Here is a 26,283-nt window from a genome sequence, read left to right as displayed (position 1 = left end):
CTCGGGCGGGATATTGGGAGAGGGAAGCTTAGGCGGCCAGGAAAGCTTATCCTTTATGCCCTCGATGGCCTCCATAAACTTCTCCCACATATCCCCATCTAAATATACCTATTTCACCACCTTTCCAAGCTGCTGTTACCTACTTGAATTTCATTTTCCATTTATGCTTGCGGCTGCTATCCCACCTCCTCCGTTAGGTAAAAGGCGCATCAAGCATTCAAACAATGGAATAATCTGAAGTCGATCGGTAATTCTACTTAAACTCCCAAATTCCTGCTTAACGAATGTACTGTATAAATGTTTTTTATGGCTAAGGCCCTTGAATTTATTCATAATACACCGTACTGTTGAAATCCCTTCTTTCCCCTTGTGGCAAGCCCAAACCTGCCACCTCGGGATCAAAAAACCGGCCAATCACTGGTATGGCCGGTTGCACCACTGGCTCCGCGCTGCCTCAGTGCCCAGACAATCGGCAGCGCCTCAAAGCCTCCATACGTCCCGTTAGTCTTTTACAGCGTTCTCTTGTTGACCAGACAGCTCTTCCTGTCGTACCACCAGGCTTACCTAGCGTTTTTACTCCTGTTAAGGTAATCTTCACAAAAGAATTGCAAAAGATCAACGGATACGAGGTTAAAATGGCAAGTAGTTTACCTTAAATCTGCTCGCTCTTAAATCGCCTGGTGATCCCTTTTCTCGAGATAGCGCTCTAGCTTGCGTTTGACCCGCTGTAGGGCGTTGTCGATGGATTTGACGTGGCGGCGTAAATCGCCGGCAATCTCCTGGTAGGATTTGCCCTCCAGATAGTACATCAGGACTTTCCATTCCAGGGAACTTAAAATCTCTCCCATCTTTTCTTCGATATCATCAAATTCTTCATGGCTGATAACCAGCTCTTCTGGATCGGTAATCCGCGAGCCGGAAATCACATCTAGGAGGGTGCGATCGGAGTCCTCATCGTAAATGGGCTTATTTAAGGATATATATGAATTGAGAGGAATATGCTTTTGCCGGGTAGCAGTCTTAATAGCAGTAATAATTTGACGGGTAACACATAGCTCAGCAAAAGCCCGGAATGAAGAAAGCTTGTCCCCCCGGAAATCCCGTATGGCCTTGTAAAGGCCAATCATCCCTTCTTGGATAATATCCTCGCGATCAGCGCCAATAAGAAAATAGGATCTGGCCTTAGCACGGACAAAGTTGCGATATTTGTTAATGAGGTATTCCTGAGCGGAGTCATCGCCTCCTTGAGCTAGATCCGCCACTTCTTCATCGCTCATGGCGTCATAAATATCGAGGAGCTCTCGTTCGGCGTTAACGCTCATCTCTTCGCCTCCATGACTATCTCACTTCTTATCGCTTGCGCACAACCAGTGAGATATATGGTATATATGCTCCCTCAAGTTGCCCGACGGAGGCGGGTGAATGCTGGAAGGTAGGTTGTCCATTGACACAGTTATTATAGCCTAGCCGTTTCCCCAGATCAAGCCAAACCATCGCCAAATTCCGCCAAAGTATTTATTTCTGCATTTCTTCAGCGGGAAGCCAGGGAGCGCTGGCGGAGGACTTCGTAAAGGACTACGCCACAAGCTACCGAGGCATTCAAGGAAGAAACCTGACCCCGCATGGGGATTTTAACCGCCAGATCGCAGTTCTCCCGCACCAACCGGCTCATTCCCTTGCCCTCAGAGCCAATGACCACCGCCAGGGGACCAGTAAGATCAGCCTGATAGTAAGTGAGGGCCGCGTTGGCATCGGTGCCGATTATCCAAAGCCCCCTCTTTCTTAGCGTCTGCATGGCCTGGGTCAAATTGCCAACCCTGGCTACGCCAATATAGTTGATGGCTCCAGCACTGCTTTTCTCCACCCCTGGGCCCAAAAGCGCTCCCCGACGGGAGGGAATTACCGCACCGTGGGCCCCTACCGCCTCAGCCGTCCGCAAAATGGCCCCCACATTGTGGGGGTCCTCCAGGTGATCCAGAATTACTATGAGTGGGTCTTCGCCCCGAGCCGCAGCTACTTCCAGCAGATCCTCAACTTCCACGTACTCGGAAGCCGCCACCATGGCCACCACTCCCTGGTGGCCGACCCCTCCTGCAGTCCGATCTAGAACCTGCCGCTTCACTTTGGTTACCGGTATACCTTGGGCTTGGGCCAGGCGATAAATTTCAGCCAAAGGCCTGCTCATATGGCCGGGCGTTGGCGCATTACTGTCAGGGTTGGGACCAGATGACGCCTGGATCAAAACTTTGTTGATAGGTAAACCCTTGCGCAACCCCTCCAGTACGGGATTTCGCCCCACCAATATTGATTCCTTCACCCAGCGTCTCTCCTTCTGGCTCTACAGCGGAATAAATTCGCTCAGCCAAGGCTCCCGCTCAATTAAGAGCTGGGCCATGCTGCTTAACATTTCCCGAATCTCCCATTGGGCTCCAGGTGCCACTACCCGTTTTTGGTACACATCCATAAATGATCGTAGGTTCAAGGTGGTTACAAAGTTGGTTTCAGCTCCCTGGGGTAGAATGAACCTAGCATCTTCCTTTTTAATGCCCAGGCCAACCAGGCGATTGTAGCATTCATGGATAGCTAATAATTCCTGGTGGTAAGCCTCGGCTGCCTCTGGAACACTGGCAATCTTGGGAGGTACAACGTGAGGGAAAGTTGAACCTGGGCCAGCTTCGGCTGATACATGGCGTTGAGACTGGACCGAGAGGCTCACGCCAATGCGGTGACGAGAGTATTGGGCCAAAAGCGCCCTGGATACCCCCTTTACTGCAAACGTCATGCTGCAGTGTTCAGTTACACTAAGATGTCCAGAGCGGATAATATTTCGTACCAAGCGGAGCATTTCTTCTCGAGGGGGATCAGCGTGCCACAGCTCTATGGGAGATAGGTGGCTGTAACAAGTTCGGGCTGCACACCATATCACTTTCAAAAAGTTGGGGGTACAGGTAAGCAATTGGATCTCCACAGCAATTCATCCCCTTCTCTCACTGCTCTTCTCTCCAGCGGGGCCCACGCGGGGTGTCTTCGACTACAATGTTTAGCTCCCTCAGCCGGTCCCGAATGTAGTCGGCCATGGCCCAATCCTTTTTCTCCCGAGCCCGCTGCCTTACTTCCAATAACAGGTCTATCAGCGCGCCGGCTAAGTGACCGGAGGTTTCGGCAACTCGCATGGCCGGAGCGTCTGCAGCCTGCTGGGGGAACAATCCCAAAACTCCTTCGCCCAGCTGGAGAAGGAGTCGGCGCGCTTGGCGCAGTTGCCCAGCCATGGCTCTAATCTCTTCTGCCTTAGCCTTGGTAACGATAGAATTGACCCCGCGGGAGAAATCAAACAGGGCCGCAATAGCTAGAGCGGTATTGAAATCGTCATCCATGGCCTTCTCGAATTCCACCCGGCAGCGCTCCGTCAAGCTGGCCAAGGAGCCCATGTCACCGGCTGTGGTCTCGCCGCCCGTGGGGGCACTTTTGATCCGGCCTTGATTTGGACCTTGGTCTTCGGCCTCCACTTCCGCCAACAGGCTTAGCGTCCCCTGCAGGCGTTCATACCCCTTTTCGGCAGCGGCTAGCTTATCAAAATCAAAATCCACCGGATTCCGGTAATGAGTAGATAACAGGAAAAAGCGGACCACCGGCCCGGGAAAACGCTCCAATATTTCTCTTACCAAAAAGAAATTGCCCAGGGACTTGGACATCTTTTCCTCGTTAACAGTAACAAAACCGTTGTGCACCCAATAGCGGGCAAAGGTAGTGCCCGTCGCAGCCTCAGTCTGGGCGATTTCATTTTCGTGGTGGGGAAAGATCAAGTCCGCCCCCCCGCCATGGATATCTAAGGGAAGGCCCAGATACTTGGTGGCCATGGTTGAGCATTCAATATGCCAGCCCGGACGCCCGGCCCCCCATGGACTGTTCCAAGCCGGCTCTCCAGCCCGGGAAGCCTTCCATAGGGCAAAATCAAGGGGGTTTTCTTTGCGGGGGTCAGGTTCCACCCGCGCCCCAGCCAGCATCTCTTGAGGTGAGCGGCCGGATAGCTTGCCATACCCCGGAAAGGAGTCTACCCGGAAATAGACATCCCCGTCCACCTGATAAGCATACCCCTTTTTAATCAGTACCCTGATCATCTCAATAATATCGTCCAGGTTCTCGGAAACCCGAGGATGAAAATCAGCCCGGCGCACATTCAAAGCTTCCGCGTCACGAAAGTACTCATGGATGTACCGTTGGGCGAGCTTGCTCGGCTCTACTCCTTCCTCCCGAGCCCGGTTGATAATTTTGTCATCAATGTCGGTAAAGTTTTGAACGAAGGTGACTCGGTATCCCCGATACTCCAAATAGCGGCGAATAGTATCGAAGACTACCAGGGCTCGAGCATTACCCAGGTGGATATAGTTATAGGTGGTTGGCCCACACACATACATGCGGATGCCATCAGCTTCCCGCTCGCCAGCCTTGGTTGGTTCTAGTTCCAAGGGCTCCTTGGTTCGGGTTAGGGTATTATATAGCTGAACGCTCACGGTGCGACTCCTCCAGCATTATCACCTTGGCTTCGCGCTGGTCCCGGCCGTTATCTTCCAACTCTTGCCGACGCTGCTCCGAAGCTCTAAGCTGCTCACGGGTTTTTTCCAGCTCTACCTCCAGTTCAAAGGTTCGTTGTTCCAGCCGCTCGATCTTACGCTCCAGGCACAGCATCATTTCGGCCACCGGGTCCGGAAGCTGTTCATGGTGAAGGTCAATCTCTTTGATGCTTTTGTCAGCAATGTTTTTGCCTTCACGAACTACCACCTTGCCGGGAACTCCTACCACCGTGCAATTATCGGGCACATCCTTTAAAACCACCGATCCAGCTCCGATCTTAACGTTGTTGCCAACCTTGATGGAGCCCAATACTTTGGCACCGGTACTGATGACTACATTATTGCCGATGGTGGGATGGCGCTTTCCTTTTTCTTTGCCCGTGCCTCCCAAAGTAACGCCCTGGTAAAGGGTGACGTTGTCCCCGATCTCGGTAGTCTCTCCGATCACTACCCCCATGCCATGGTCAATGAAAAGCCCTGAACCAATCTTGGCCCCCGGGTGAATTTCAATCCCGGTGAAAAAGCGGCTGATCTGAGAGATGATCCGGGCCAAAACCACCATCCGGTGCCGGTAGAGAAAGTGAGCTACCCGATGCGCCCAGATGGCATGTAAGCTAGGATAACACAAGATAACCTCCAAGAGGTTTTTGGCAGCCGGGTCGCGCTCAAACACCGCCCGGATATCCTGGCGTAGTCGGTCAAACATAGTGCTCCCTCCCACCATCTCGATCTCAAAACAAAACCCTTCGTCCAGACCAAAAAGATGATCAGAGACGAAGGGTAACCTCCGCGGTTCCACTCTGCTTGAGCAAGCTCTTTAAGCCCGCTCCTCTCGTACTTCGAGCCGGTAACGGGGCTTCCGCCAATGCCTACTTGGGAACTAAGTTCGGCATTGGAACTCGCGGGCGCACTTCCGTACCTTCGATCCCAGGGCGCTCCCACCTTACCGCCCCTCTCTTGGGGCCCTCCAGTACGTACTCCTCCCGGTCATTGCTGCTCGTTAGGTCCGATTGCCTTTGTTGCCTTTGGGGTCATTATAAACCGGCAATCGGGTTCTGTCAAATTGAGACCAGGGACTTAAACTGCTTTACCGCCATGTCCGGGTCCTTCGCCGCAAAGATGGCCGAGCCGACGGCCAAGATCGATGCTCCCGCCCGGACAATATCTGAGGCGTTCTCCTGATTTATGCCTCCATCTACCTCGAGTTCAGCCGCTGGGTTAAACTCGGCCAGCATCTGTCGGGCCCGCTGGATCTTGCCTAAGGATTTGTTGATGAAGGATTGACCGCCAAAGCCAGGGTTAACCGACATAATTAATAGTAGGTCCAGGTCGCCCACGATCTCTTGAACAGCCTGAAGCGGAGTCGCAGGATTTAGGGCTACCCCTACCTTTACCCCGCCTTTTTTCGCCAGCTGAATGGTCCGGTGAAGGTGCCGGCAGGCCTCCGCATGGACGGTGACAACATCCGCCCCAGCCTCAATGAACCTCATGATGAAGGCATCGGGGTTCTCTATCATCAGGTGAACGTCAAAGGGCACTTGAGAATAGGGCCGGATGGCAGCCACCACATCGGGACCGATGGTAAGGTTGGGAACAAAGTGCCCGTCCATAATATCGATATGCACCAGATCGGCACCGGCACGGATGATGGTCTGGACTTCCTCTTGCAAACGGCCAAAATTGGCGGAAAGCAGGGAAGGGGCTATTTTAACAGACAAATTAGTATCTCCTCTCGCGCTCAATTAGCTCTTCCAAGAATCTAACATAGTTTTGATAGCGGCTTAAAGGAATAGATCCGGTCTCAACTGCCGCTTTCACCGCGCACCCTGGCTCCCGGTTGTGGAGGCAGGAATTGAACCTGCACTGGCCTAAAAAAGCTTCCATTTCGGGGAAATAAGAAGCCAGTTCCTGAGGACCGATTTCCGGCAAGTCCAGTTTACTAAACCCGGGAGTATCGCATACCAACCCGCCAGCCACCTCTAGCAGCTCCACGTGCCGAGTAGTATGCCGGCCGCGCTCCACCTTCTCGCTTACTGCCGCCGATTTTAGCCTCAAGCCGGGCTGAAGGGCGTTGATGAGGCTGGATTTGCCTACTCCCGATGGGCCAGCCAATACCGAGATGCGCCCCTGGATTATACCCGCCAATTTATCTATACCGATTCTGGCCTTGGCGCTGGTTATAAGAACCAGATATTTTCCCGGCAAGTAGGTCTTGCCTAACGGCTCCGCTGCCTCAGGATCGAGATCTACTTTATTAAACACGATGGCTGGGGTCAGGCCGGCGTGAGTTGACTGGATAAGCAGTCGGTCTAAAAGCAAGAGATCGGCCCTGGGCTTGACTATGGCCATGACCAGCACTGCTTGCTCCACGTTGGCCACCAAGGGACGGCGAAGTTCGCTTTGGCGCGGCCGTCGAGCTTCGATGACCCCGGTGCCGGCACCAGTGACCTGAAACTCCACCTCATCGCCAACCAGGAAGTCTTCTTTCCTAAATCGGTACTTACCGCGCAGCCTGCATTCCCAAAGTTGGTCATTCTCCTTGACATAGTAGAAACCGGCGTATGCCTTAACGATCCTTCCCCGCGGCATATTTCCCCTCACGGAACCTTTTTCTCGGCGACCACCACGCCATCAAGATAAACCTGGACTATACCTTCCCGATAAAAAGTTACGCTCCTTTTTATCTTGGTACCGGAAGCTACTCGGGTATCCTTGAGCTCCTCGCGCTGCCCAGTAGCATCGATTACCACAATCTTAACCACGTGGTCCCTTCCGTCCTTGGGAACCTCGTAGGTTACCTCGGCTGTCTGGGGAGGTGGCCCGGGCCCCTTACTTACGATTACGTTTATGGTCTGGCCTTTCGCTACCGGCGCCTGAGGTTCCACGTCCTGCCTGACAATCTGGCCGGAGAAGTATTCGTAGTTTTCTTCGAAGGAGATTGAACCCAGATTTAACCCCAGCTCCTCGCAGCGTTGCTTGGCCTGCTCCACCGTCATCCCCCGCAAATCCGGAGCTTTGATGGGCTGGGACCGAGGCCCTAGGCTAACGGTGAGGCGCACCGGCGTACCCTTGGATACTTGTTGGCCCGCCTCCGGATCCTGGGCAATGACTACGCCCTTGGGCCAATCGGGATCGTATACTTCATTGTGATTGGGATCTACCGTCAGGCCCGCATTGAGGATCTGCAGCTCCGCATCCCGCACGCTCAACCCCCTCACCGGAGGTACGGTGACCAAGGCGGGGCCGCTGGAAATCTCCAAAGACACTGTCTGACCGCGTTTAACCTTCTTATTAGCAGCCGGATCTTGGCTAATAACGTAACCCTTGGGAATAGTGTCGTGGTTTCGCTCCCCAGCAATGACCGGTTTTAGCCCCGCTTCTTGGATCTTGGCAAAGGCTTGCTCCACCGGCTGGTTGTAAACATCTGGAACGGTGGTCTCCTTTACGGCTAAAATTGAGCTACCTAGTAAGAACGCAATGGCAAAGAGGGCCAGCGCCCCCATGATAATGGCCACTTTGGCCCAGGGCCTGAGCTTGCGCCTCGGCGTTACCACTGGAATTTCCTGGGTAGCATCTGGCCCGGCAGCAGTAAAGCGCTCCAGCTGGCGAGCCAGGTCCCTGGCATCTTGCGGCCGCGCATCCGGATCCTTGCGCAAGGTCCTGAGGATCACCTTCTCCAAGTCCTTGGGCAAATCCGGGGCATAATTCCTAGGTGGTACCGGCTCCTCCTGCAGATGTTTAAGGGCTATAGCTATGCCGCTGTCGCCCTCAAAAGGCAGTCTGCCGGTAACCATCTCATACATGACCACCCCCAGAGAGTAGATGTCGGAACGGGCATCTGCTGGCTGCCCTTGGGCTTGTTCCGGCGATAAATAATGAATGCTACCCACAATGCTGCCATTGTAGGTTAGGGTAGTGGAAGCCGTGGACCGGGCAATTCCAAAATCCGTAACCTTAACCTGGCCACCAGGGGTCAGGAGAATATTCTGCGGTTTGATATCCCTATGGACAATGTCATGCTCGTGAGCGTGGGCTAGGGCTCGACACACCTGGATGGCGATACCAACTGCCTCCTGGTAAGGGAGCTTCTTCTTTTCCCGGATGACCTCCTTTAAGGAGCGGCCCTCTACGTACTCCATTACCAAGTAAGGCTTGCCATCCTCCTCGCCCACATCATAAATGCTGACAATGTTGGGATGGGATAGCCGGGCCACGCTTTGAGCCTCAGAGTAAAAGCGTTTGACCAATAGCTCGTCAGCCAACAATTCCTCCCGTAGTACCTTGATGGTGACAAAGCGCCCCAGAATCGTGTCTTTGCCTTTATAAACCTGGGCCATACCTCCGGCCCCAAGCTTTTCGGTTACCTCATATCGCTGCCCAAATACCTGCCCCAAAAGCTACCACCTCAAGTTAATGCTAGCCTCATGATCTCCCTGGCAATAGGTCCCGCCACTTGTCCTCCATAACCACCATTTTCCACCAAAACGCATACTAATATTCGAGGGTTATCAGCTGGAGCAAAGCCAACGAACCAGGAATGGGGAGGGTTGGATCCGCCTACCTCGGCAGTTCCCGTCTTGGCCGCCACCTGGATATTGTCCAACTTCGCTGTTTGGGCAGTTCCGCTTTCTACCGCTTGAATCATACCGGCTTTAATGGCCCTGGCTGTAGATGTGGACATTACTCGCACCGGAGGTTCCAGGCGAGCGGTAGGCATAACCGCTCCCCCGGGGGCTACTATCTTAGAAAGCAAAGTTGGGGTTACCTCTACCCCATCGTTGGCCACTGCCGCCGCCACCATCGCCATAGCCAAGGGAGTTACCGCAATTGGCCCTTGCCCGATGGCCAGATCCGGTAAAGCCGAGGGTTGGGGATCAAAACGCCCGGGACTAACGTTGAGCTCCAAGGGTATCCTCTGTCCAATCCTCATTTTCTGGGCCTGAGCGCTTATCCTTTCCATTCCGAGCCGCTCGGCTAGGTAGATAAAGTAAGTATTGCACGATTCAGCTATGGCTCTAGCAAAATCCACCTGGCCATGCTCCCGAGAACACGCAATCTTGCGACCTCCAACCACGGCGTAGCCCGGGCAGTTCACCGTGATCTCCCGCATTGACGGGTTGTCATCGGTAGCCGCCCCTACTACCAGCTTGAACAGGGAGCCGGGGGGGTATTCACCTTGTATAGCTCGATTAATAAAGGAAGCACCAGGGCTGATATGAGCCGGATCAAAGCTAGGCGAGCTCACCAGGGCTAACACTGCCCCGGTTTTCGGATCCAGAGCCACCACTGCACCTTTTCTGCCTCCCAATAGGCTCCATGCCGCCTGCTGCAATCTGGCGTCAATAGTCAGATAAACATCGGCTCCACTAGCTGGGTGACCACCAACCCGCCGAACCCAGTTGACTAAACCTATGGTCGGCAGGCTGCCGGAAAGAACATCGTCCAAACGCTCTTCCAGCCCAGCATTGCCCAACCGCCGGTCATGATAACCAATCAGGGTGCTGGCACTAGCCCCCAAAGGGTAAACCCGAACATAGGAATCATTCGCCTTCTTGCTCAAGGCTAATGGTTCGCCACGGCGGTCAAAAATTCCTCCCCGCCCCATCTGTGCCTCCCGCAGCCAAGGACGGGGATTGAGGCTACTGGCAACTAAATTCTGGGCTTGAGTCACCTGAAAGTAGGTCAGGTAACCAATGAGGAAAGCGAAGAGTAACAAGCTGGCAATTGCTACTCGCAGCGTAGCTCTCCTAATGCTCACCACCAACCCCAACCATGCTGGCACCGTACGCGTAGCTATCACCAATGCTACTAAGCCCTACTATCAGCCCCAGGATGGTATAGCTCACCACCATCGAGGTGCCACCATAGCTAAGAAATGGTAAGGGAAGGCCAGTCAGGGGCAACAGTGAACAGACGCCGGCCAGCACTATCAATACTTGAAACCCCAGTAGGCTGGTCAAGCCACAGGAGCACAGCACCTCAGCGTCCCCTGCTCCCCGCAGGCTCACCCGGTACCCCCGCCAGACCAGCAAAGCATAGAGAATGATTACGCCCACAGCCCCAAACAAACCCCACTCCTCACCCACGGCGGCAAACAGATAATCGGTAGTTACAGCCGGGATCACTTGGGGCGTACCCAGTCCTAACCCCACCCCCAACATACCCCCCGAGGCCATAGCTATCAGGCCTTGGACCACTTGATAGCCCAGGGAAGTAGCATAGTCCCAGAGATTTAGCCAGGATAGTACCCGCAACCGGAAATGGTCAAAGGTGTGGTAGGCAATTAAAACACCTAAAGCTAAAACTATAAAGCTTGCTGCCACCACTCGTAGGCGCTGGGTAGCTATATAATTCATAGTCACAAACCCACCGAAAAAGACTAGGGCCATTCCCAGATCCTTTTGGGCCGCCAACAAAGCCAGAAAGACGCCCCAGGTGGCCCACAAAGGCAACAGCCCGCGCTGGTTTTGGCGGCCGGTGAAATAAGAAGCGGTAAAGAGCACCATAAAAACCTTGGCCAGTTCTGACGGTTGAAAGCGGACTACGCCCAACCTTAGCCAGCTAGTGGCCCCTCCTGATTTGATGCCCCATACCAGGGTAACTACCAGCAAGAAAATGCTTAGGGCGGCCCAAACCCACTTAAGATTAAACCAAATCCTCCGGTACTGAACCAACCCAATCATGAGACTGGCTACGCTCAACCCTACTACTATCCACTGCCAATGTCGGTAAGCTACCGCGGGGTTAATCCCATATAAGAAAAGCAGGCCTATCACCGCAAGGCAGTTGGCAATGGGGAAAAGATAGGGGTCATGCTCTGCTGGCAAGCTCAAGTGAATTAAGAACCACATGGCGATGAGAATGCCAGCCCCAGCCCAGAGCGTATAATCCCAGCGGGGCAACGAAGTCAAAGTGAACATGGTGCTGCCGGCCACGAGCAGTACCGCATCATAAAAGAGCAGTTCTCGTTCAATTTTGCGGCTTACGCTCACTATACTACCCGTCTCCCTCTCTGCCAATCCTGGCCTACCTTATTTACCCCCAGAATCCAATGATCACGGTTACGTTGTCAGGAGCTCCCCGCTCCAAGGTACCCTCTATCAACCGGTCTATCTTCTCCCTCAGGGTGCCCGTCTCCAGGTTCATGGCAATTTCCTCATCGGAGAAGACCGAAGTTAAGCCATCGGTGCAGAGGATTATGTAATCGCCCTCCCGCAAGCCAACCGTGAACACATCCTCCTCTATCGTCCCTGCCGCCTGTCCTAAGGCCCGGGTAAGAATGTGGCGTTGGGGGTGCTCGCGAGCTTCTTCTTGGCTAATTACGCCGCTTCTTGCCAGCTCGCCCGATACTGAATGATCCCTGGTCAGCAGGGTCAACGCTTTCTCCCGGTACAGGTAGGCGCGGCTGTCGCCGATATGGCCAATGTAAAGGGTAGCTCCAACCTCCCAGGCCAAGGTCAAAGTGGTGCCCATGCCTTCACAGGAAGCAACCGTTCGACCCCGGTTCAAGAGCGCTTGGTTGGCCTTAGCAAAGGCCAAATGCAGCCTCTCCCCCGGATCCCCAGTCACCTCCGGAGCCATCAGCGTCTCCGCAGCCGTCTTCAACGCCAGCCAGCTAGCTATTTCTCCAGCTTGGTGACCACCCAAGCCATCAGCCACCCCAAAGATGCCATTCTCCTCCGAGATAAAAAATGCATCCTCGTTAATCGGCCGCACCAACCCGGTGTGGGACCCTGCTTCTAGTTTCATGACGCCCTCCCGAAAGCTGCAAAACTGTACTGCCCAGTTTTATGACGTCGCCTTCCCCTAACCACTGGCTCTCCATCACCCGATGCCCGTTTACCCAGGTCCCATTTTTGCTGTTATAATCCCGCAACAAAAACCCTCGGGACCCTTGCACTATGCTCAAATGGGTACGTGATACCAACGGATCGTTAATTACTATATCATTATCAGGAGCCCTGCCAACCCTGATAGTTGGCTGAGTGAGCTCAAACTGTTGGCCTTTGACCCAGCCAGGACCATCGATGACCACCAGGCTCCAGCCTTGTCCAGCCCTTGTCTCCGTAGGTCGCGCCGTCCGGATATCGAGATAAATGGCCCTAGCCACCCGGTAGAGAAACCAATATAGAATGAGCAAGAGGGCAAACCGGAGCCCTTCAATTATTAAGCTAACCATAAAGCCATCCCAGCCACTGCATCACAGGCCCTCATACGCATCGGATCTCTGCCACCGTGTTGCCCAATCTAAGCTTGTCGCCTGGGTCTAGCCTCCTTTTTTGTATCCGTTCTTCATTGACCCAGGTCCCTGAAGCCGTATCCAGATCTATAACCACATAAGAGTCAGAAACCCGATTCATGCGGCAATGCAAGGGACTAATCTGATCATCATCAAGGAAAACCTCGCACAGGCGAGCTCGCCCTACAGTAATGTGGTCATCCCGCAACCGAAACGATAGGCCCGAGCAAGGCCCGCTGATGACCACCAGTTCCCAAGGTAGCTCTTCCTCAATCGGGTTCACCTCTTCTAAATGGCTGTGAATGCGGGTCGCCCCCGGGCGTACCGCTGGATCGCTCTCTAATTCCACCGTGACTGGTCCCACCAAGCTGACCCTGCCCTCGGACGCCATATTCTCCACGTAGGCGGCCAATTCTCTGGTCAAGGCATGCTTAAACCCGCTCAATGCCTCCCAATCGGAAGGGTTCACATAGATCAAAAAGTAATTGGGCCCGTAATCTTTCTGGATACCCCTTACCCGCTGCCGCTCAAAACAGCGCCAAAGGTCCCAGGCAATATCGGAGGGAGTAAGCCCTCCTTTTCTACTATTTCCAAATAAAGTCTTGGCCAAACGGGCCCAAAAACCCTCACCCGCCCTCTGCATCTCCACCGCCTAGTGACAGCAGCTGGTGGCCCGGAGCTGCCCGCAAGCTGCTGCAATGGCACCTCCCCTGCTTTCGCGAATGGTGACGTTGACCCCTAGCCGAGCCAAGGTCTCGGCAAAGCGATTTACCTGCACCGGCTCAGGCGCAAGCAAACCATCGCTTTCCGTAGCATTGACAGGAATAAGGTTGACATTGGCTAAAAGCCCCTTAACCAGCTCCGCTAGCTTGAAAGCCATCTCGGGGCCATCGTTTAGCCCTCGGATTAAAGTATACTCGAAAGTAATGCGGCGGTTAGTCATCTCTACATAATAGCGGCAAGCCTCCATCAACTGGCGCAAACTGTAGCGTTGATTAATTGGAACCAAAAAGTCTCTTAGGCTATCCTCGGGAGCATGTAGAGATATGGCCAAGGTGATGGGCAGCCCTTCTTGGGCCAACTTCTTTATCCCCGGGACTATCCCGCAAGTGGAAACGGTAATCCGCCTGGGACTGATGTGCAGGCCCCGAGGGTCGGAAAGAAGGCGCATCGCCTTTACCGTGGCTCGGTAGTTCATTAGCGGCTCGCCCATGCCCATGAATACCACATTGGTGACCTTCTTGCTCCCTTTTTGCCTGGCTAATAGGTGGTTGCAAGTATAGATCTGCCCCACGATTTCGCCGCTAGTCAGGTTGCGCACCAGCCCACCCGCCCCGGTGGCGCAGAATCGGCACCCCATGGAACAGCCCACCTGGGTAGAGGCGCACACCGTGATCCGGTCCCTGGTGGTGGAGCGCTGGTATTGCATCAGAACCGTCTCGATGCACTGGTGGTCATCTAGTTCCAGCAAAAGCTTGGTGGTCTGCCCGGCGTCGCTTTGCAGTAACTTTCTAATCTTGGGAGCAGATATGCTTGCCTCGGCCACCAACCTCTGGCGCAGCTCCAGGGGGAGATCAGTCATCCTTTGGAAATCAGCTACCCCTTCTCGGTGGACCCAGCGAAAGATCTGAGCCGCACGGTATTTCGGCTGTCCAAGTCTGGTCACCCAGTCCACATATTCCGAGAAGTCTAGGGAGCGAAGATCCTGAACCATGCTAGTTCCCCCGCCTCAACCGAGCAAAAAAATAACCATCGAAATCGTGCTTATGGGGCAAAAGCTGTATAAAGCCTCGTTTACAGTTTTCCCAGTCCGCATCATTTAGGATGCCGCTCAAAAAATCCAGGCCCTTAATCGGCACCAGGACAAAATCCTTTCTTTTGCCCAAGAAACGTTGGACTACACCCCAGTTTTCCTCCGGCTCAGTAGTACAGGTAGAATAGACCAAAGTGCCCCCCGGCTTGACCAATTGGGCGCAGCCAAATAGGATTTCCACCTGCAGGTCCGCCAAGCGGGAGATGTCCTCTTCCTCTCGACGCCACCGCAGGTCAGGGCGTTTGCGCAAGACCCCTAACCCCGAGCAAGGGGCATCCACAAAAACATAGTCGGCTGTTCCCAACTCGGCCGAGGTCAGGTAGCGGGCATCGGCAGCTTTGCTTTCGATGCTTCTGATGCCCAAGCGATGACAATCCCTTTGCAATAGCTCCAACTTATGCCAATAGAGATCTATGGCTATTATTCTCCCCTGGTCCCCCATGATTTCCGCAAATTGGGTCGCCTTGGTCCCGACGCCCGCACAAATATCGAACACTACCGCGCCGGGATGGGGGGCCAATACATGCCCGGCTAGCATCGCCCCCTGGTCCTGGACCGTAACCAGCCCCTGCCGCACCAGTTCAGCCAACCCGCCGTTGCGGTTGCTACCATCTTCGCCAGTACCCGAACCGAGGTAGGGCAAGAGGGCTCCCGGTACCACTCCCTGGCTGACCTTGATGCCTGTTTGCAAAAGCTTCTCCTCTACTTCCTCTAGGCTCGATTTGAGGGGGTTCACCCGAACCCAGGTGGTCACCGGCTGGTTATCCCATTGGCAGATCAGCTCCGTTGCCTCAAACCCAAAACGCTCTAGCCAACGCCGGATCAGCCACCTTGGGTGGGAGTATTTAATGCTAAGGTATGCCTCCGGGTGGCTAGCCGGGTCGGGAAGCGTAAGCTTAATCTCGCCTCGGGCAATTCGGCGAAGCACCGCATTGACTAGGCCGGCTGTACCTCTATGCCCATATTTCTTGGCCAAGTCCACACTTTCATTTACTGCCGCACTCTCGGGAACGCGCTCCATAAACAGCAGCTGGTAGGTTCCTAGCCGCAGGATATTGCGAATCCAACCTGGGAGCTTTTCCAATGGCCGGTCAACCGCTTGACCCAATAACCGATCAATGACCAAACCGTTCTTAATAGCACCATAGGCTAGCTCAGTAGCCAGCCTATGATCCCTTGCGCTAATATGCGCGCCTCTAAAGACCTCGTTGAGGGCCAAATTGGCATATGCTCCTTCCTCATTGACCCGGTAAAGGATGCGTAAAGCGGCCTCGCGACCGCTCAGGCTAGGAGCACTTATTCGTCCCTACCTCCCGCCATACCAGCAATCAGAAGTAACCGAACCAAATTCAGCACTGCCGTCAAGGCTGCAGCTACATAAGTGAGAGCAGCCGCATTTAAAACTTGCTTGGTAGGTTCAATTTCGCTGCGGGTCAGGTAACCACCATCCGCCAGCATGGCTAAAGCCCGGCTGCTAGCGTTGTACTCCACCGGAAGGGTTACCAAGTAAAACAGCACCACCAGGGCAAAGGCGTAAACGCCGATCATGGCCAAGGTCTGGTTGGCCATAAGAATACCGATCAGGAGCAAGGGAAAGGCAGCCATGGAACCAATTGAGGCTAAGGGCATGAAAGAAGCTCGGAGTTGGAGAGGAACATAACCTTCATCATGCTGCAGGGCATGCCCGGTTTCATGGGCCGCCACCCCCAAAGCAGCCAAGGAATTGCCATTATACACCCCAGGAGACAGGCGCAGCACCCGGGCCCGGGGATCATAGTGATCCGAAAGCGTGCCCTGGGTCATTTCCACCCGTACATCAGTCAGCCCCCGCTGGGCCAGAATCTGCCTGGCTACAGCCGCACCGCTGAGCCGACTGGAAGAAACCACACCAGAATATTTACTGTAAGTAGATTGTACCCGCATCTGGGCATAAATGCTCAGCAGGATAGCCGGAATCAAGATTACAAACGTAGGATCAAAGAAGAACGGCAACTCGGACCCCCCATTCGCTATTTGTTCCCTGCCCTAAGTATAGCTGAAGTCAAATAGTAACACAAGTTGGATGAGTTGGTTTCATCCTAGCTTTTCCGCCTCGGTTGGCCGATAACCATTTAAAAACTGGCCGCCACTGATGGCTGACTTACCTTCCAGCTGCAGCTCTTGGATCAAGATGGCACCGCCGTGGCCGCAGGCCACTACTGGGCCTTCACCCTTGCGGAGCTGGATGATGGTGCCTGGAGCCACTTCCGACGGCAGGGCGGCCATGGACTCGCCCTCGGTCTCGGTCCAGTCCAGGGCCTTAGCTTTCCATACCTTCAACACCTTATCTCGAAAACGGCTGCGCGCCCCTGGATCGGGATTTAAGGCCCGAACCAGGTTGACAATGGCAGGGGCAGGCTTTGACCAATCGATTATCTCATCTTCTGACCGTAGCATGGGCGCATAGGAAGCCCGGCTATGATCCTGGGGAATGGCACTAGCTCTCCCTTGCTCGATCAGCGCCAGCGTCTTCTCTAGCAGCCCCGCCCCTACCTGGGCCAGCTTCAGGCTAAGTTCCCCGGCTGTCATGTCCTCGCCAATGGGAACTTCTTGCTGGAGGATTATATCCCCGGTGTCCATCCCTTCATCCATATACATGGTGGTAACTCCAGTAACCCTTTGTCCATCCATGATGGCCCTGGGGATAGGGGCCGCCCCCCGGTACTGAGGCAGTAAGGAAGCGTGTAGGTTAATGCAGCCCCGAGGCGGTAACTTAAGCACCGAGGAGGGAAGGATTTCTCCATAGGCCACCACTACTATTATTTCTGGTGACCAGGCTTTTAGCACTGCCAAAGCGTCAGGATCCTTGATTCGAGCCGGCTGCGATATAGGAACCCCTAGCTCCTGAGCCCGCACCTTGACTGGAGGCGCAGAAATTTTGCCGCCTCGGCCTTTCTTTCGGTCTGGCTGGGTAACAACTCCCACCAACTGGTGATGGCGAGCCACCACCTCCAGGCAAGGCAGAGCAAAATTAGGAGTTCCCATGAAAACTATCTTCATGATTTGGCCCCACCAACGCTTCCGCCCACATCGCCGTTGTAAGGGGCTACCTCGGTTAAGCGGACAGCCTTATCGATAAACAGAATCCCATCCAGGTGATCAATCTCATGCTGGAGAGCTCGGGCCAAGAAATCCTCGCCCTGCACCTTGATGGCACGCCCCTGGCGATCCCAGGCTTCCACTTCCACCAACTGGGCCCGCGGAACTTCCCCTTGGATACCAGGGATACTTAAGCACCCTTCAACATCCATTACCCGGCCCTGGCGCTTCTTAATGACCGGATTGATGAGCTCTACTAGACCTTCCCCCACATCTACCACTACCACCCGCTTGAGCACCCCGATCTGGGGAGCCGCCAACCCTACCCCATTGGCTGCGTACATGGTATCCTTTAAATTCTCCAATAGTTTAATGATGTTGGGGCTCACCTTTTTGACCGGCGCCGACTTCATTCGCAATAAAGGATCGCCGACCTGCAAGATTTGGTATACAGCCACTTTCTTCTCTCCTTTATATCCTGCCTTATGGCTCCTCGCTCAGGTGGCGCTAAAGCATGATTCCTGCCGGCTCCACCTCCAAAGAAATTCTTTGGCCACTTTTAGTTGGCGGGGCAACCCTGGATAAAAACTGTCCAGCCTCCACCAAGTCTTCTACCTTTGAGCCCTTGATCAACATCTGCCACCTATATCTATTCCTAATGCGGAAGATAGGAGCTGGTGCCGGGCCCAGTACTTCAATTTGCTTAGCCGCCCCTTCCGACCTTTGCCTGACCTTGTTGGCCAACCATACGGCCAGGTTCTTGGCCTGCTCCTCATCCTTTCCGGTAACCAACACTCGCAACAGTTTGCTATAAGGAGGATAGCCACCCTGCTTACGAAATTTGATTTCTTCCTGATAGAATCTACGGTAATCCTGGCTAGCCGCGGCCTGAATGGCCCGATGCCTAGGATTGAAGGTCTGGATAACGACCTTGCCCAGGTTATCGCCGCGCCCGGCTCGGCCAGCCACCTGGGTGAGCAACTGAAAACTTCGCTCCGCTGAGCGGAAGTCAGGCATAGTAAGCAACGTATCTGCACTTATTATGCCCACTAAGCTAACATTTGGCAAGTGAAGGCCCTTGGCCACCATTTGGGTTCCCACCAAGACATCAGCTTGTCCCCGGCTAAATTGCTGTAAGAGCTCCCGGTACTTCCGGCTGGTAGCAGCATCGGTGTCCAGTCGCAAAACCCGAATACCTGGAAACTGACGCCCAAGCTCCGCCTCCACCCGTTGGGTGCCAGCTCCCCGACCCAAGAACGGTTTCGACCCACACTGGGGACAATGAGGGGCCAGCTCCGCCTGGTAGCCGCAATAATGGCAATTCATAGTCTTGGTGGCCCCATGGTAAGTTAATGGCACCGAGCACCGGGGACAAAACAGGGTATAGCCGCAACTTTGGCACACTAAAGAACGGTAGTACCCGCGCTTATTTAGGAAAAGAATAGCTTGCGAGCCACGATGAAGGCAGGCCTCTAGCTCCTGTAAAAGTTTATGGCTAAACAGCCCTGCCTGGCCTTGGCGAATCTCCTGGCGCATGTCAACGATGTCCACCGAGGGTAGGTTACTCTTTACTCGCTCCCCCATCTCTACCATTCGGTAGTAGCCTCTCTCCGCCCAATAAAAGCTCTCCACCGAAGGGGTAGCGCTACCCAGGATCACCGTACTGCCCCGCTGGCGCCCCAGCCGAAAGGCCACATCGCGAACATGATATTTGGGATCGCTCTCTTGCTTGAAAGCTACCTCCTGCTCCTCATCCACGGCAATCAGCCCTAAATCCCGAAAGGGAAGGAACACCGCTGATCTAGTCCCCACCACCGCGCAAGGGGAACCGTCCCGCACCCGCTGCCAGGCTTCGCGCCGTTGTTTGGCGGTCAGGCCGCTGTGCCAAAGGATAGTCCTTGATCCTAGCCGGGAATAGACCGAATCGATGACCTGGGGAGTGAGAATAATCTCCGGAACCATGAGCAGGCAGTCGCGACCAACCCCAATGGCCTTTTCCATCGCCCGTAGATATACTTCCGTCTTGCCGCTACCGGTAACCCCAAACAAAAGGTAAACCTGAAAGGAACGCCTACCTAAGGAAGGAAGGATGGCGTTTATGGCCTGAACTTGGCCAGCCGTGAGGCGCTCGGGTGGATGCGCCGGCCAAACCTCCCCAACTCCCGCCGGCAAGCAATCAGCCAACGCCCGGTCCCAGGTGCGGCCAGGGGTACGAGCGCCCTTGGAGTGCCTGGTCAGAGAGCGCAGGGCCAGTCCCACCGGGCAAAGATAACGTCGGCTCAGCCACATGGCCAGTTCCAGCCGGTCCGATCCTAGCTCCTCGGCCGGGGCAACCACCTCCAAGATGGGCTTGGGTGGCTCCGGCAAATCATGCTGGCTCGACAGGGCAACCACCCATCCTTCCTCGATCCGGTGGCCAAAGTTCACCCGCACTCTGGTACCCCGTTCGATCTGGGATTCCAGGGCTTCGGGAATTTCATAAGTAAACGGCTGGTCTATCTGGCGGGTATTGAGATCTAAAGCTACCTCGGCAAAAACCTTGCCCAAGGGCATTCACTCCGCTAAAGAAATGATCACCGCTGCCTACCACCAGTAAAATCATACCATTAGGCAAGGTCGAATCTCAACCGCCGCTTAATGTAGCTGTTCACCCGGCGGCTTTCTCGCCGGTATACTCTCCGTCAGATAAAAGAACCATGTGCCTTCTGTGAAACGATCCGGCTTCAGCGGACCCGGTTCTTTTCCTGCCGCTCTATGACTCAGGCGCAACTTTTCGGCCTTCTCCCTGCTTCCCAGATTATCATGGCCCTCTGGCCACGGCCAGGCGGTTTTTTTTGCAGGTAATCGCTTACCCTTGGCGAATGATGAATAGCCAAGGCGTAGGAACCAGGTGGCGGTGGCCAGTTCTCGCCTCCTTACCAGCGACGGATGAACCAGGAGCTATGGCCAAAATCATGCAGGAAATGGGGGAGCAAGATGGTAAAGCTGACCTTTTTGGGCGGGGCGCGGACGGTGACGGGTTCATCTTTTCTCTTGGAGACCGACAATCTCAAGCTGATGATCGACTGCGGGCTTTTCCAGGGGAACCGCGAGCTCAGGATGCGCAACTACCGAAACCCCCTGGTGGATCCCAAATCAGTGGACTACATCCTTTTAACCCACGCCCACATTGATCACTCCGGGCTCATCCCCCGTTTCTGCAAACAGGGCTTCCGGGGCCAGGTGGTGGCCACCCGGGCTACCGCCGATCTCTGCCAGGTGATGCTCCCCGACTCCGGCCACATCCAGGAGGTGGAGGCGGAGTGGAAATCGCGCAAGGCGCGCCGCCGAGGGGATCGCCCCACCCAGCCCCTCTATACCGCCCAAGATGCCTTGGAATCCCTCCAGTTCTTCCAGCCAGTGGATTACAATCAGGAAGTAACCATTCGCGACCAGGTGCGGTTCCGTTTCCGCGATGCCGGGCACATCCTGGGGTCAGCGCTGATCGAAATGCAGGTGAAAGATGGCGATGGCGAGCTGAAGCTAGTCTTCTCCGGCGACCTGGGACAGGTCGGCACTCCCATCATTAAAGACCCCGAGTTGGTAAGCGAAGCTGACTATGTATTGATTGAATCCACTTATGGCAACCGGTTGCACCAACCCTTGGGAGACCAAGCAGCCCAATTGAAGCGCATTATCACCGAAACCATGGCCCGCCAGGGAAACGTGGTGATCCCGGCTTTCGCGGTGGGGCGCACCCAGGACATTCTCTATACCCTCAACCAGATGGTGGAAGAACATGAGATGGGCCCAATCCCGGTCTATATCGATAGCCCCCTGGCCGTCTCCGCCACCGAGATCTTCGAGCGCAACCGCGACTGCTTCGATGCCGAGACCGCCCAACTGATTGCCGGCGGCGATGACCCCTTCCAGTTCCCTGGCCTGCATTTGGTCCGGACCACCCAAGAATCCATGGCCTTAAACCACCTGCCTGGCGGCAAGGTCATCATCTCCGCCAGCGGCATGTGCGATGCCGGCCGGATCAAACACCACCTCAAGCATAACTTGTGGCGTCCCGAGTCCTCGGTAGTTTTCGTGGGCTACCAAGCCGAGGGGACCTTGGGCCGGCGCATCCTGGATGGAGAGAAAAAGGTGAAGATCCTGGGTGAGATCATCAATGTGGCGGCCCAAATCCACTCCCTCGAGGGTTTCTCCGCCCATGCCGACCAAAAAGGGCTGATCGATTGGCTTTCCCACTTGAATAACCAGCCTAAGCAGGTCTTCGTAGTCCACGGCGAAGAAACGGCTGCCAGCACCCTGGCTGAACTCATCGACCGCGAGCTAGGGCTGAACGCGCTTATCCCCAGGGCCGGCGAGGAATATAGGCTAGGAGCTGAGGGGACCGAGCTAGCTGAAGTGCCAGCAGCTCAAGGGTTGGCGATCCCTGCCGTAAGCCAGGAGCAAAAGAAACAGCTGCTCCTGACCATCTTCCACTTGGAGAAGAAGCTCTCCGACCTAAAGCAAGATCTGCTGCTGGCCGAGAATGACCTTGACGGGGAACTCCTGGAGAAGGTGGTCAAAGAGATCGAGGAACGGATCGCCACCCTCGACCACATCTGCCCCCACAAATATTAAAAAGCTCGATTAAACCCTTCTAATTTTTTCCGCCTCCCACTTTAATCTCTAGCCCTTACTTTTATACCTGGTTGCCGGCCGCCAGCGCATCATTAGCCAGGCGCCTGCCGCTACCATCGCCGCCAACCGGGTGAGCGCAGTCCAGCAGGCGGCCCAAGTAGCCACCCCGGCCACACCCGCACCCCAGGCGTCCAAGGCAACGGTAGCCACTGCTGCACCTTCGGCACAGGGCCCCCAGGCTAAAGCCCAAGTGCAAGCCCAAGAGGCCAGCGAGACCAAAGAGGCCCCCGAAGCCAGCGAGGCCCAAGAGGCCAAGTCCACCAAGGCTGAGGCCGATCTCCCCGGCGGGCACGCCGACCCCGATGGGGTAAATGTCAACCACCAGTTCCAGGGTGCCGAGTAACTGGCCCCACCAAAGCTATGGAGCCAGCCCACTTGTAAAGCTAAAACCAATGGACCAACCTACCTATCGTCAACGCCTTGGAAGGGACGGATTCCCCACCCGTCCCTTCCTGGTTTTGTCTTATTTACCCTGGCGCTGCCCGCCCGCTGGTCTTTCTTGCCCACCGATGCCTCGCCTTTGACTGTCTCATGTATAATCACTAACATGGGTGGCATGGCTGGTTGCCAATGAGCATATTCATGCTATCATTGTACTAATTAAGATTAGGTGAGTATGGTTTTGGAGAGAGGTGCTTGCTTGATGCGACGGTTAAACGCGTACGACCGGGCGCTGCTTGAGATTGGCGAGCGGCTGTTGGCCATGGGCGATCGGGTAGGACAGCGCCTGGAGCTAGCCATGCGTTCCCTGAGGGAGCAGGATGAACAGCTGGCCCGGCGGGTCCTGGCCAGCGACGATGAGATAGATAGCCTCGATGAGTCCCTGGAAATGGATTCCTTGGAGCTGATTTCCCTGCAGCAACCCATGGACCGGGACCTGCGCTTTTTGGCTGCCGCCATGCGCATCGGTCACGAATTGGAGCGGATTGCCGATTATGCCTGTGACATCGCCGAGGCCACGCTGGCCATGGTAGGGCGGGGACCTTATTTTAAGCCGCTGGAGGATGTGCCGAGGATGGGAGAATTGGTGCAAGCCATGATGCATAAGAGCCTCCAGGCTTACGTGAAAAAGGATCTCGCGGCTGCAGGGCAGCTGGACAATGATGACCAAGCGGTGGATGAGCTGTTTGTAGGGCTCCAAGAGGAGCTGACGGGCTTTATGAAACGTGGACCTCAATATGTGGACCAGGCCAGCAACCTGCTTTTGGTGGCCCGCTATTTGGAGCGCATCGGCGACCATGTGGTAAACATCTCCGAGATGACCATTTTTGCTGCCACCGGAGAGCGCCACCCTTTCAAGCGGGCCAAGATCCAGAGGGCCAACCCTCTGGGAACCAAACCTCAGGACCAAGAGAATCAAGACAACAACAATCTCAGCGCCAAGGAAATTCGAAGGGGTTAAGCGACTATGGCAGCAGTGACCATCCTGGTGGGGCTGGCCGGCGGGCTAGGCCTTTTTATCTTCGGGATGCAGGTATGTTCCGAGGGACTACAAAAGATGGCCGCTCGCCGGCTGAAGCGCCTGGTGAGGGCCGTAACCGACCGGCCCTGGCTGGCCTTATTGAGCGGAGTTATCATTACCTTTGCCCTCCAGGGCAGCAATGCTACCGCTGCTTTGGTGGTGGGCTTTGTCAGCGCCAAGATAATGACCTTGGCCCAGGCTCTGGGGGTGCTCTTGGGATCGGCTATCGGGGGCTCCCTGACCGCCCAGCTCATTGCCTTTCGGGTCACCAACTTGGCTCTACTCTTGCTGTTTGTGGGAGCGCTGTTGCACCTCTTCTCGCGGCGTTCCCGCCAGCGCAGCCTGGGTCAGGCCATTTTGGGCTTCGGCCTTTTATTCTACGGTATGGCGGTAATGTCTCAAGCCGTAGCCCCGCTGGGCACCTATCCCGGTGTAGCTGAGGCGCTGGTACGCCTGGAACGAGCCCCGCTGCTAGGGTTTGGAGTGGGACTGGTGGGCACGGCAGTGCTGCAGTCCAGTACCGCCTTCCTGGCCCTGCTGATGACTTTGGCCTCAGAGGGGCTTTTGGGGCCCTATGCCATCGTTCCGTTCGTCTTGGGTGCCCATGTGGGCGGGACGGTGGGCGGGGTGCTCTCCAGCCTAGGGGCCCCGGGCCGGGAACCCAAGCGAGCCGCGTTAGCCAACTTGGGCTTCAAGTTAGTCAACGGGCTAGTCTTCTTACCGTTGTATCACCCGCTGACGGCGCTGGTGCTGGCTACTTCTGGAGATGTCAGCCGCCAGGTGGCCAATGCCCATACCCTGTTCTCCCTGGCGATGGCTGCGATCTTTCTACCCTTTGCCGGTCGCATTGCCCGCTTCATGGAATGGGCTTGGCCCGACCGTGAGGCTGGCATGACCGAAGCCCGCTTCTTAGATGAGAGCCTGCTTTCGGTACCGGAGCTGGCCGTGGATCAGGCTCACCGGCAGACGGTTGAGATGGGACGGATTTTGCAGGAAGAAATGATGAGCCGGGTGCTACCGGCGGTACGCCTGGGCAGCGAAGAGATGTGGGATCGCATGGCGGAGGCAGAACAGGCTATGGACAGCCTGTACCGCCAGATTAGCCGCTACCTGGCGGGACTGGGAGATGCCGGTCTGCCGGATCCCCTGATGGAGCGAAGCATCCAGGTTCTATACACCGCCAATGACCTAGAGCACGTGGGTGATATCCTTATGAACGTGATCCAGCTGGCCCGCAAGATCCAGCAGGAGGATCTGGCGCTTTCGCCGGAGGGGATGGAAGAAGTCGAGGGTCTGTTCAGCCAGACACAGCAAAGTCTGCGGCTGACATTGGAGGCGTTTGCCACCCTGGATTCGGCTTTAGCCAGCCGGGTCATCAAGGAGCACCCGCGCATACTGCGGTTGGAACAAGAATTGCGCTTCAGCCACTTCGACCGCCTGCAATCCGGCAACGCCCAAACCATGGCCACCAGCGCCATTCACCTAGACCTGATGGAGGCATTCTTGCGCATCGAAGGCCACGCCGTCAACATCGCCCGGGCCATTATGGGGATGGTGTGATCAGGGCACCTGGCTAACCTCATATGATTACGGCCACCTGCACCATTACCACGGAACCACCGGCCCCGCCGTGGGCACTGGGCCGGGGCACACCCACCATATCCATGTGGCCACCACCATCGATCTGGGGCATCATCATACGATAGATGTCGAGACCGGCCCAGCAGTTCCCGGGCCTTACGGTCATGTGCACCAGTTCCGTGGGATAACCAGCGCCAACGGCATCCCCCTTCACACTCACAGCTTTAAGGACACCACCGGAGGGCCGATCGGGCGCTGACACGACTGGTCTCTTTCATCGTCGATCCCGCCGGAATGTCTGGAGTCTGTAAGGCAGTGTGGCTGTGCTAGCCAGGTTTCTTATCTGCGCTTTAACTCCGCCGGGCCGCTACCCGGCCTCTTTCGTTGGATCGAAGAGGGATTATAGCCTCTTCTCAGTCCCTGATCTTGTAAATAGGTTCTACCCGAAGCTGGCCACCTTGCAGGGCTTCTTGGAGCATACTCCCGGGAACTCCTGAATTTCTATAACGCCATGACCGGCACTGAGACCATAAGCGTTACCCCAGAAATAGGGTACGGCAACTTTAAGACCGTGCACGATATCCTGAGGTCTATAAGCGAGCAGAGGATCGTCCCGGTAGAAATACCTCTGGTAAACAACTACATCGATGGCAACTGGAATGAAGCGGTCTTACACAAGATGTTGAGGTCGGGAGCAGACCGAGAAGGATCATCTTTAGAGCCCTTCAGCACCCTGGCAACTAGTTGACCAGGTTTCCTTTTTCATACCACCATGGTAACCTTCCTTACGGCGCTTTTAAATGCTGGGGTGAGGAGGTCCTTGATTTTCCTGAGCTGATGGAGGGATTCGAACCCTCGACCTGCG

Annotated in this window: 25 protein-coding genes, 1 riboswitch and 1 other annotated feature; of the genes, 6 read left to right on the top strand and 19 right to left on the bottom strand. The window is 55.3% G+C overall.

Annotated elements, in window-relative coordinates; all coding sequences use genetic code 11:
* Positions 1-415: 415 nt before the first annotated feature.
* Positions 416-500, bottom strand: a riboswitch (cyclic di-GMP riboswitch).
* Between the two features lie 168 nt (positions 501-668).
* The 19 genes from sigH to priA all read right to left on the bottom strand — a co-directional run bounded on the left by sigH (position 669) and on the right by priA (position 20,248).
* Positions 669-1,322, bottom strand: a complete 654-nt coding sequence (sigH, locus tag H5U02_06890) for an RNA polymerase sporulation sigma factor SigH (protein MBC7342161.1) — start codon at positions 1,320-1,322, stop codon at positions 669-671.
* Positions 1,323-1,531: 209 nt separating this feature from the next.
* On the bottom strand, positions 1,532-2,317 hold the full coding sequence (rlmB, locus tag H5U02_06885; protein MBC7342160.1) for a 23S rRNA (guanosine(2251)-2'-O)-methyltransferase RlmB: 786 nt from the start codon (positions 2,315-2,317) through the stop codon (positions 1,532-1,534).
* A 21-nt stretch (positions 2,318-2,338) separates the two neighbouring features.
* Positions 2,339-2,968 (bottom strand): FAD-dependent thymidylate synthase, encoded by a 630-nt coding sequence (gene thyX, locus H5U02_06880; protein MBC7342159.1) that lies wholly within the window; start codon positions 2,966-2,968, stop codon positions 2,339-2,341.
* A gap of 19 nt (positions 2,969-2,987) precedes the next feature.
* Positions 2,988-4,511 (bottom strand): cysteine--tRNA ligase, encoded by a 1,524-nt coding sequence (locus H5U02_06875; GenBank protein ID MBC7342158.1) that lies wholly within the window; start codon positions 4,509-4,511, stop codon positions 2,988-2,990.
* Entirely contained in the window at positions 4,492-5,277 is a 786-nt protein-coding gene (cysE, locus tag H5U02_06870; protein MBC7342157.1) for a serine O-acetyltransferase, read from the bottom strand. The genes H5U02_06875 and cysE overlap by 20 nt, the downstream gene beginning before the upstream one ends.
* A 60-nt stretch (positions 5,278-5,337) precedes the next feature.
* Positions 5,338-5,571 (bottom strand) — a binding site (T-box leader).
* A gap of 58 nt (positions 5,572-5,629) precedes the next feature.
* Positions 5,630-6,289 carry a ribulose-phosphate 3-epimerase gene (locus H5U02_06865; GenBank protein MBC7342156.1) on the bottom strand — a complete coding sequence of 220 codons (660 nt, stop codon included), beginning with the start codon at positions 6,287-6,289 and terminating at the stop codon, positions 5,630-5,632.
* A gap of 1 nt (position 6,290) precedes the next feature.
* Positions 6,291-7,160, bottom strand: a complete 870-nt coding sequence (gene rsgA / locus H5U02_06860; protein MBC7342155.1) for a ribosome small subunit-dependent GTPase A — start codon at positions 7,158-7,160, stop codon at positions 6,291-6,293.
* Between the two features lie 8 nt (positions 7,161-7,168).
* Entirely contained in the window at positions 7,169-8,965 is a 1,797-nt protein-coding gene (pknB, locus tag H5U02_06855) for a Stk1 family PASTA domain-containing Ser/Thr kinase (GenBank protein ID MBC7342154.1), read from the bottom strand.
* Between the two features lie 11 nt (positions 8,966-8,976).
* Positions 8,977-10,353, bottom strand: a complete 1,377-nt coding sequence (locus tag H5U02_06850; GenBank protein ID MBC7342153.1) for a hypothetical protein — start codon at positions 10,351-10,353, stop codon at positions 8,977-8,979.
* Complete coding sequence (locus H5U02_06845; protein MBC7342152.1) at positions 10,319-11,590, bottom strand: FtsW/RodA/SpoVE family cell cycle protein; 1,272 nt, start codon at positions 11,588-11,590, stop codon at positions 10,319-10,321. The genes H5U02_06850 and H5U02_06845 overlap by 35 nt, the downstream gene beginning before the upstream one ends.
* A gap of 16 nt (positions 11,591-11,606) precedes the next feature.
* Positions 11,607-12,320 (bottom strand): serine/threonine-protein phosphatase, encoded by a 714-nt coding sequence (locus H5U02_06840; protein MBC7342151.1) that lies wholly within the window; start codon positions 12,318-12,320, stop codon positions 11,607-11,609.
* The gene (locus tag H5U02_06835; GenBank protein ID MBC7342150.1) at positions 12,274-12,750 is read right to left on the bottom strand and encodes an FHA domain-containing protein; all 477 of its coding nucleotides are present in this window, start codon (positions 12,748-12,750) and stop codon (positions 12,274-12,276) included. Before H5U02_06835 ends, H5U02_06840 begins: the two co-directional genes overlap by 47 nt.
* Before the next feature lie 31 nt (positions 12,751-12,781).
* Positions 12,782-13,453 carry a DUF3662 domain-containing protein gene (locus H5U02_06830; protein MBC7342149.1) on the bottom strand — a complete coding sequence of 224 codons (672 nt, stop codon included), beginning with the start codon at positions 13,451-13,453 and terminating at the stop codon, positions 12,782-12,784.
* 9 nt (positions 13,454-13,462) lie between these two features.
* On the bottom strand, positions 13,463-14,524 hold the full coding sequence (gene rlmN, locus H5U02_06825; GenBank protein MBC7342148.1) for a 23S rRNA (adenine(2503)-C(2))-methyltransferase RlmN: 1,062 nt from the start codon (positions 14,522-14,524) through the stop codon (positions 13,463-13,465).
* A gap of 1 nt (position 14,525) precedes the next feature.
* The gene (gene rsmB, locus H5U02_06820) at positions 14,526-15,923 is read right to left on the bottom strand and encodes a 16S rRNA (cytosine(967)-C(5))-methyltransferase RsmB (protein MBC7342147.1); all 1,398 of its coding nucleotides are present in this window, start codon (positions 15,921-15,923) and stop codon (positions 14,526-14,528) included.
* Positions 15,920-16,615, bottom strand: coding sequence for a zinc metallopeptidase (locus H5U02_06815; GenBank protein MBC7342146.1), 696 nt, complete (start codon positions 16,613-16,615; stop codon positions 15,920-15,922). The genes rsmB and H5U02_06815 overlap by 4 nt, the downstream gene beginning before the upstream one ends.
* Positions 16,616-16,696: 81 nt before the next feature.
* The gene (locus tag H5U02_06810; protein MBC7342145.1) at positions 16,697-17,662 is read right to left on the bottom strand and encodes a methionyl-tRNA formyltransferase; all 966 of its coding nucleotides are present in this window, start codon (positions 17,660-17,662) and stop codon (positions 16,697-16,699) included.
* Positions 17,659-18,159 carry a peptide deformylase gene (def, locus tag H5U02_06805; GenBank protein MBC7342144.1) on the bottom strand — a complete coding sequence of 167 codons (501 nt, stop codon included), beginning with the start codon at positions 18,157-18,159 and terminating at the stop codon, positions 17,659-17,661. Before def ends, H5U02_06810 begins: the two co-directional genes overlap by 4 nt.
* Before the next feature lie 49 nt (positions 18,160-18,208).
* Positions 18,209-20,248: a primosomal protein N' gene (priA, locus tag H5U02_06800; protein MBC7342143.1), complete on the bottom strand. Its 2,040-nt coding sequence runs from the start codon at positions 20,246-20,248 to the stop codon at positions 18,209-18,211.
* 429 nt (positions 20,249-20,677) lie between these two features.
* On the opposite strand from priA, the gene H5U02_06795 reads away from it, so the two are divergent.
* The 6 genes from H5U02_06795 to H5U02_06770 all read left to right on the top strand — a co-directional run bounded on the left by H5U02_06795 (position 20,678) and on the right by H5U02_06770 (position 26,166).
* Complete coding sequence (locus tag H5U02_06795; GenBank protein ID MBC7342142.1) at positions 20,678-22,315, top strand: MBL fold metallo-hydrolase; 1,638 nt, start codon at positions 20,678-20,680, stop codon at positions 22,313-22,315.
* Positions 22,316-22,445: 130 nt separating this feature from the next.
* Positions 22,446-22,718 carry a hypothetical protein gene (locus H5U02_06790; GenBank protein ID MBC7342141.1) on the top strand — a complete coding sequence of 91 codons (273 nt, stop codon included), beginning with the start codon at positions 22,446-22,448 and terminating at the stop codon, positions 22,716-22,718.
* Between the two features lie 300 nt (positions 22,719-23,018).
* Complete coding sequence (gene phoU, locus H5U02_06785) at positions 23,019-23,777, top strand: phosphate signaling complex protein PhoU (protein ID MBC7342140.1); 759 nt, start codon at positions 23,019-23,021, stop codon at positions 23,775-23,777.
* 6 nt (positions 23,778-23,783) lie between these two features.
* Positions 23,784-25,397 carry a Na/Pi cotransporter family protein gene (locus tag H5U02_06780; GenBank protein MBC7342139.1) on the top strand — a complete coding sequence of 538 codons (1,614 nt, stop codon included), beginning with the start codon at positions 23,784-23,786 and terminating at the stop codon, positions 25,395-25,397.
* Between the two features lie 37 nt (positions 25,398-25,434).
* Entirely contained in the window at positions 25,435-25,677 is a 243-nt protein-coding gene (locus tag H5U02_06775; GenBank protein ID MBC7342138.1) for a hypothetical protein, read from the top strand.
* Between the two features lie 252 nt (positions 25,678-25,929).
* Positions 25,930-26,166, top strand: a complete 237-nt coding sequence (locus H5U02_06770; GenBank protein MBC7342137.1) for a hypothetical protein — start codon at positions 25,930-25,932, stop codon at positions 26,164-26,166.
* Positions 26,167-26,283: the final 117 nt, after the last annotated feature.

The organism is Clostridia bacterium, from assembly GCA_014360065.1.
Taxonomy (GTDB): Bacteria; Bacillota; DSM-521; order Neomoorellales; family JACIYF01; genus JACIYF01.
The sequence above is the reverse complement of the archived record's forward strand: the minus strand, read 5'-3'. Positions and strand labels throughout refer to the sequence as shown.

Excerpts from the sequence above, each read along its gene's own strand:
- phoU (MBC7342140.1), top strand. The coding sequence starts at position 23,019 with ATGCGACGGTTAAACGCGTACGACCGGGCGCTGCTTGAGATTGGCGAG.
- H5U02_06810 (MBC7342145.1), bottom strand. The coding sequence starts at position 17,662 with ATGAAGATAGTTTTCATGGGAACTCCTAATTTTGCTCTGCCTTGCCTG.
- H5U02_06780 (MBC7342139.1), top strand. The coding sequence starts at position 23,784 with ATGGCAGCAGTGACCATCCTGGTGGGGCTGGCCGGCGGGCTAGGCCTT.
- rlmN (MBC7342148.1), bottom strand. The coding sequence starts at position 14,524 with ATGGTTCAGGATCTTCGCTCCCTAGACTTCTCGGAATATGTGGACTGG.
- cysE (MBC7342157.1), bottom strand. The coding sequence starts at position 5,277 with ATGTTTGACCGACTACGCCAGGATATCCGGGCGGTGTTTGAGCGCGAC.
- H5U02_06835 (MBC7342150.1), bottom strand. The coding sequence starts at position 12,750 with ATGGTTAGCTTAATAATTGAAGGGCTCCGGTTTGCCCTCTTGCTCATT.
- H5U02_06830 (MBC7342149.1), bottom strand. The coding sequence starts at position 13,453 with ATGCAGAGGGCGGGTGAGGGTTTTTGGGCCCGTTTGGCCAAGACTTTA.
- sigH (MBC7342161.1), bottom strand. The coding sequence starts at position 1,322 with ATGAGCGTTAACGCCGAACGAGAGCTCCTCGATATTTATGACGCCATG.
- H5U02_06770 (MBC7342137.1), top strand. The coding sequence starts at position 25,930 with ATGACCGGCACTGAGACCATAAGCGTTACCCCAGAAATAGGGTACGGC.
- H5U02_06840 (MBC7342151.1), bottom strand. The coding sequence starts at position 12,320 with ATGAAACTAGAAGCAGGGTCCCACACCGGGTTGGTGCGGCCGATTAAC.
- H5U02_06795 (MBC7342142.1), top strand. The coding sequence starts at position 20,678 with ATGGTAAAGCTGACCTTTTTGGGCGGGGCGCGGACGGTGACGGGTTCA.
- rsgA (MBC7342155.1), bottom strand. The coding sequence starts at position 7,160 with ATGCCGCGGGGAAGGATCGTTAAGGCATACGCCGGTTTCTACTATGTC.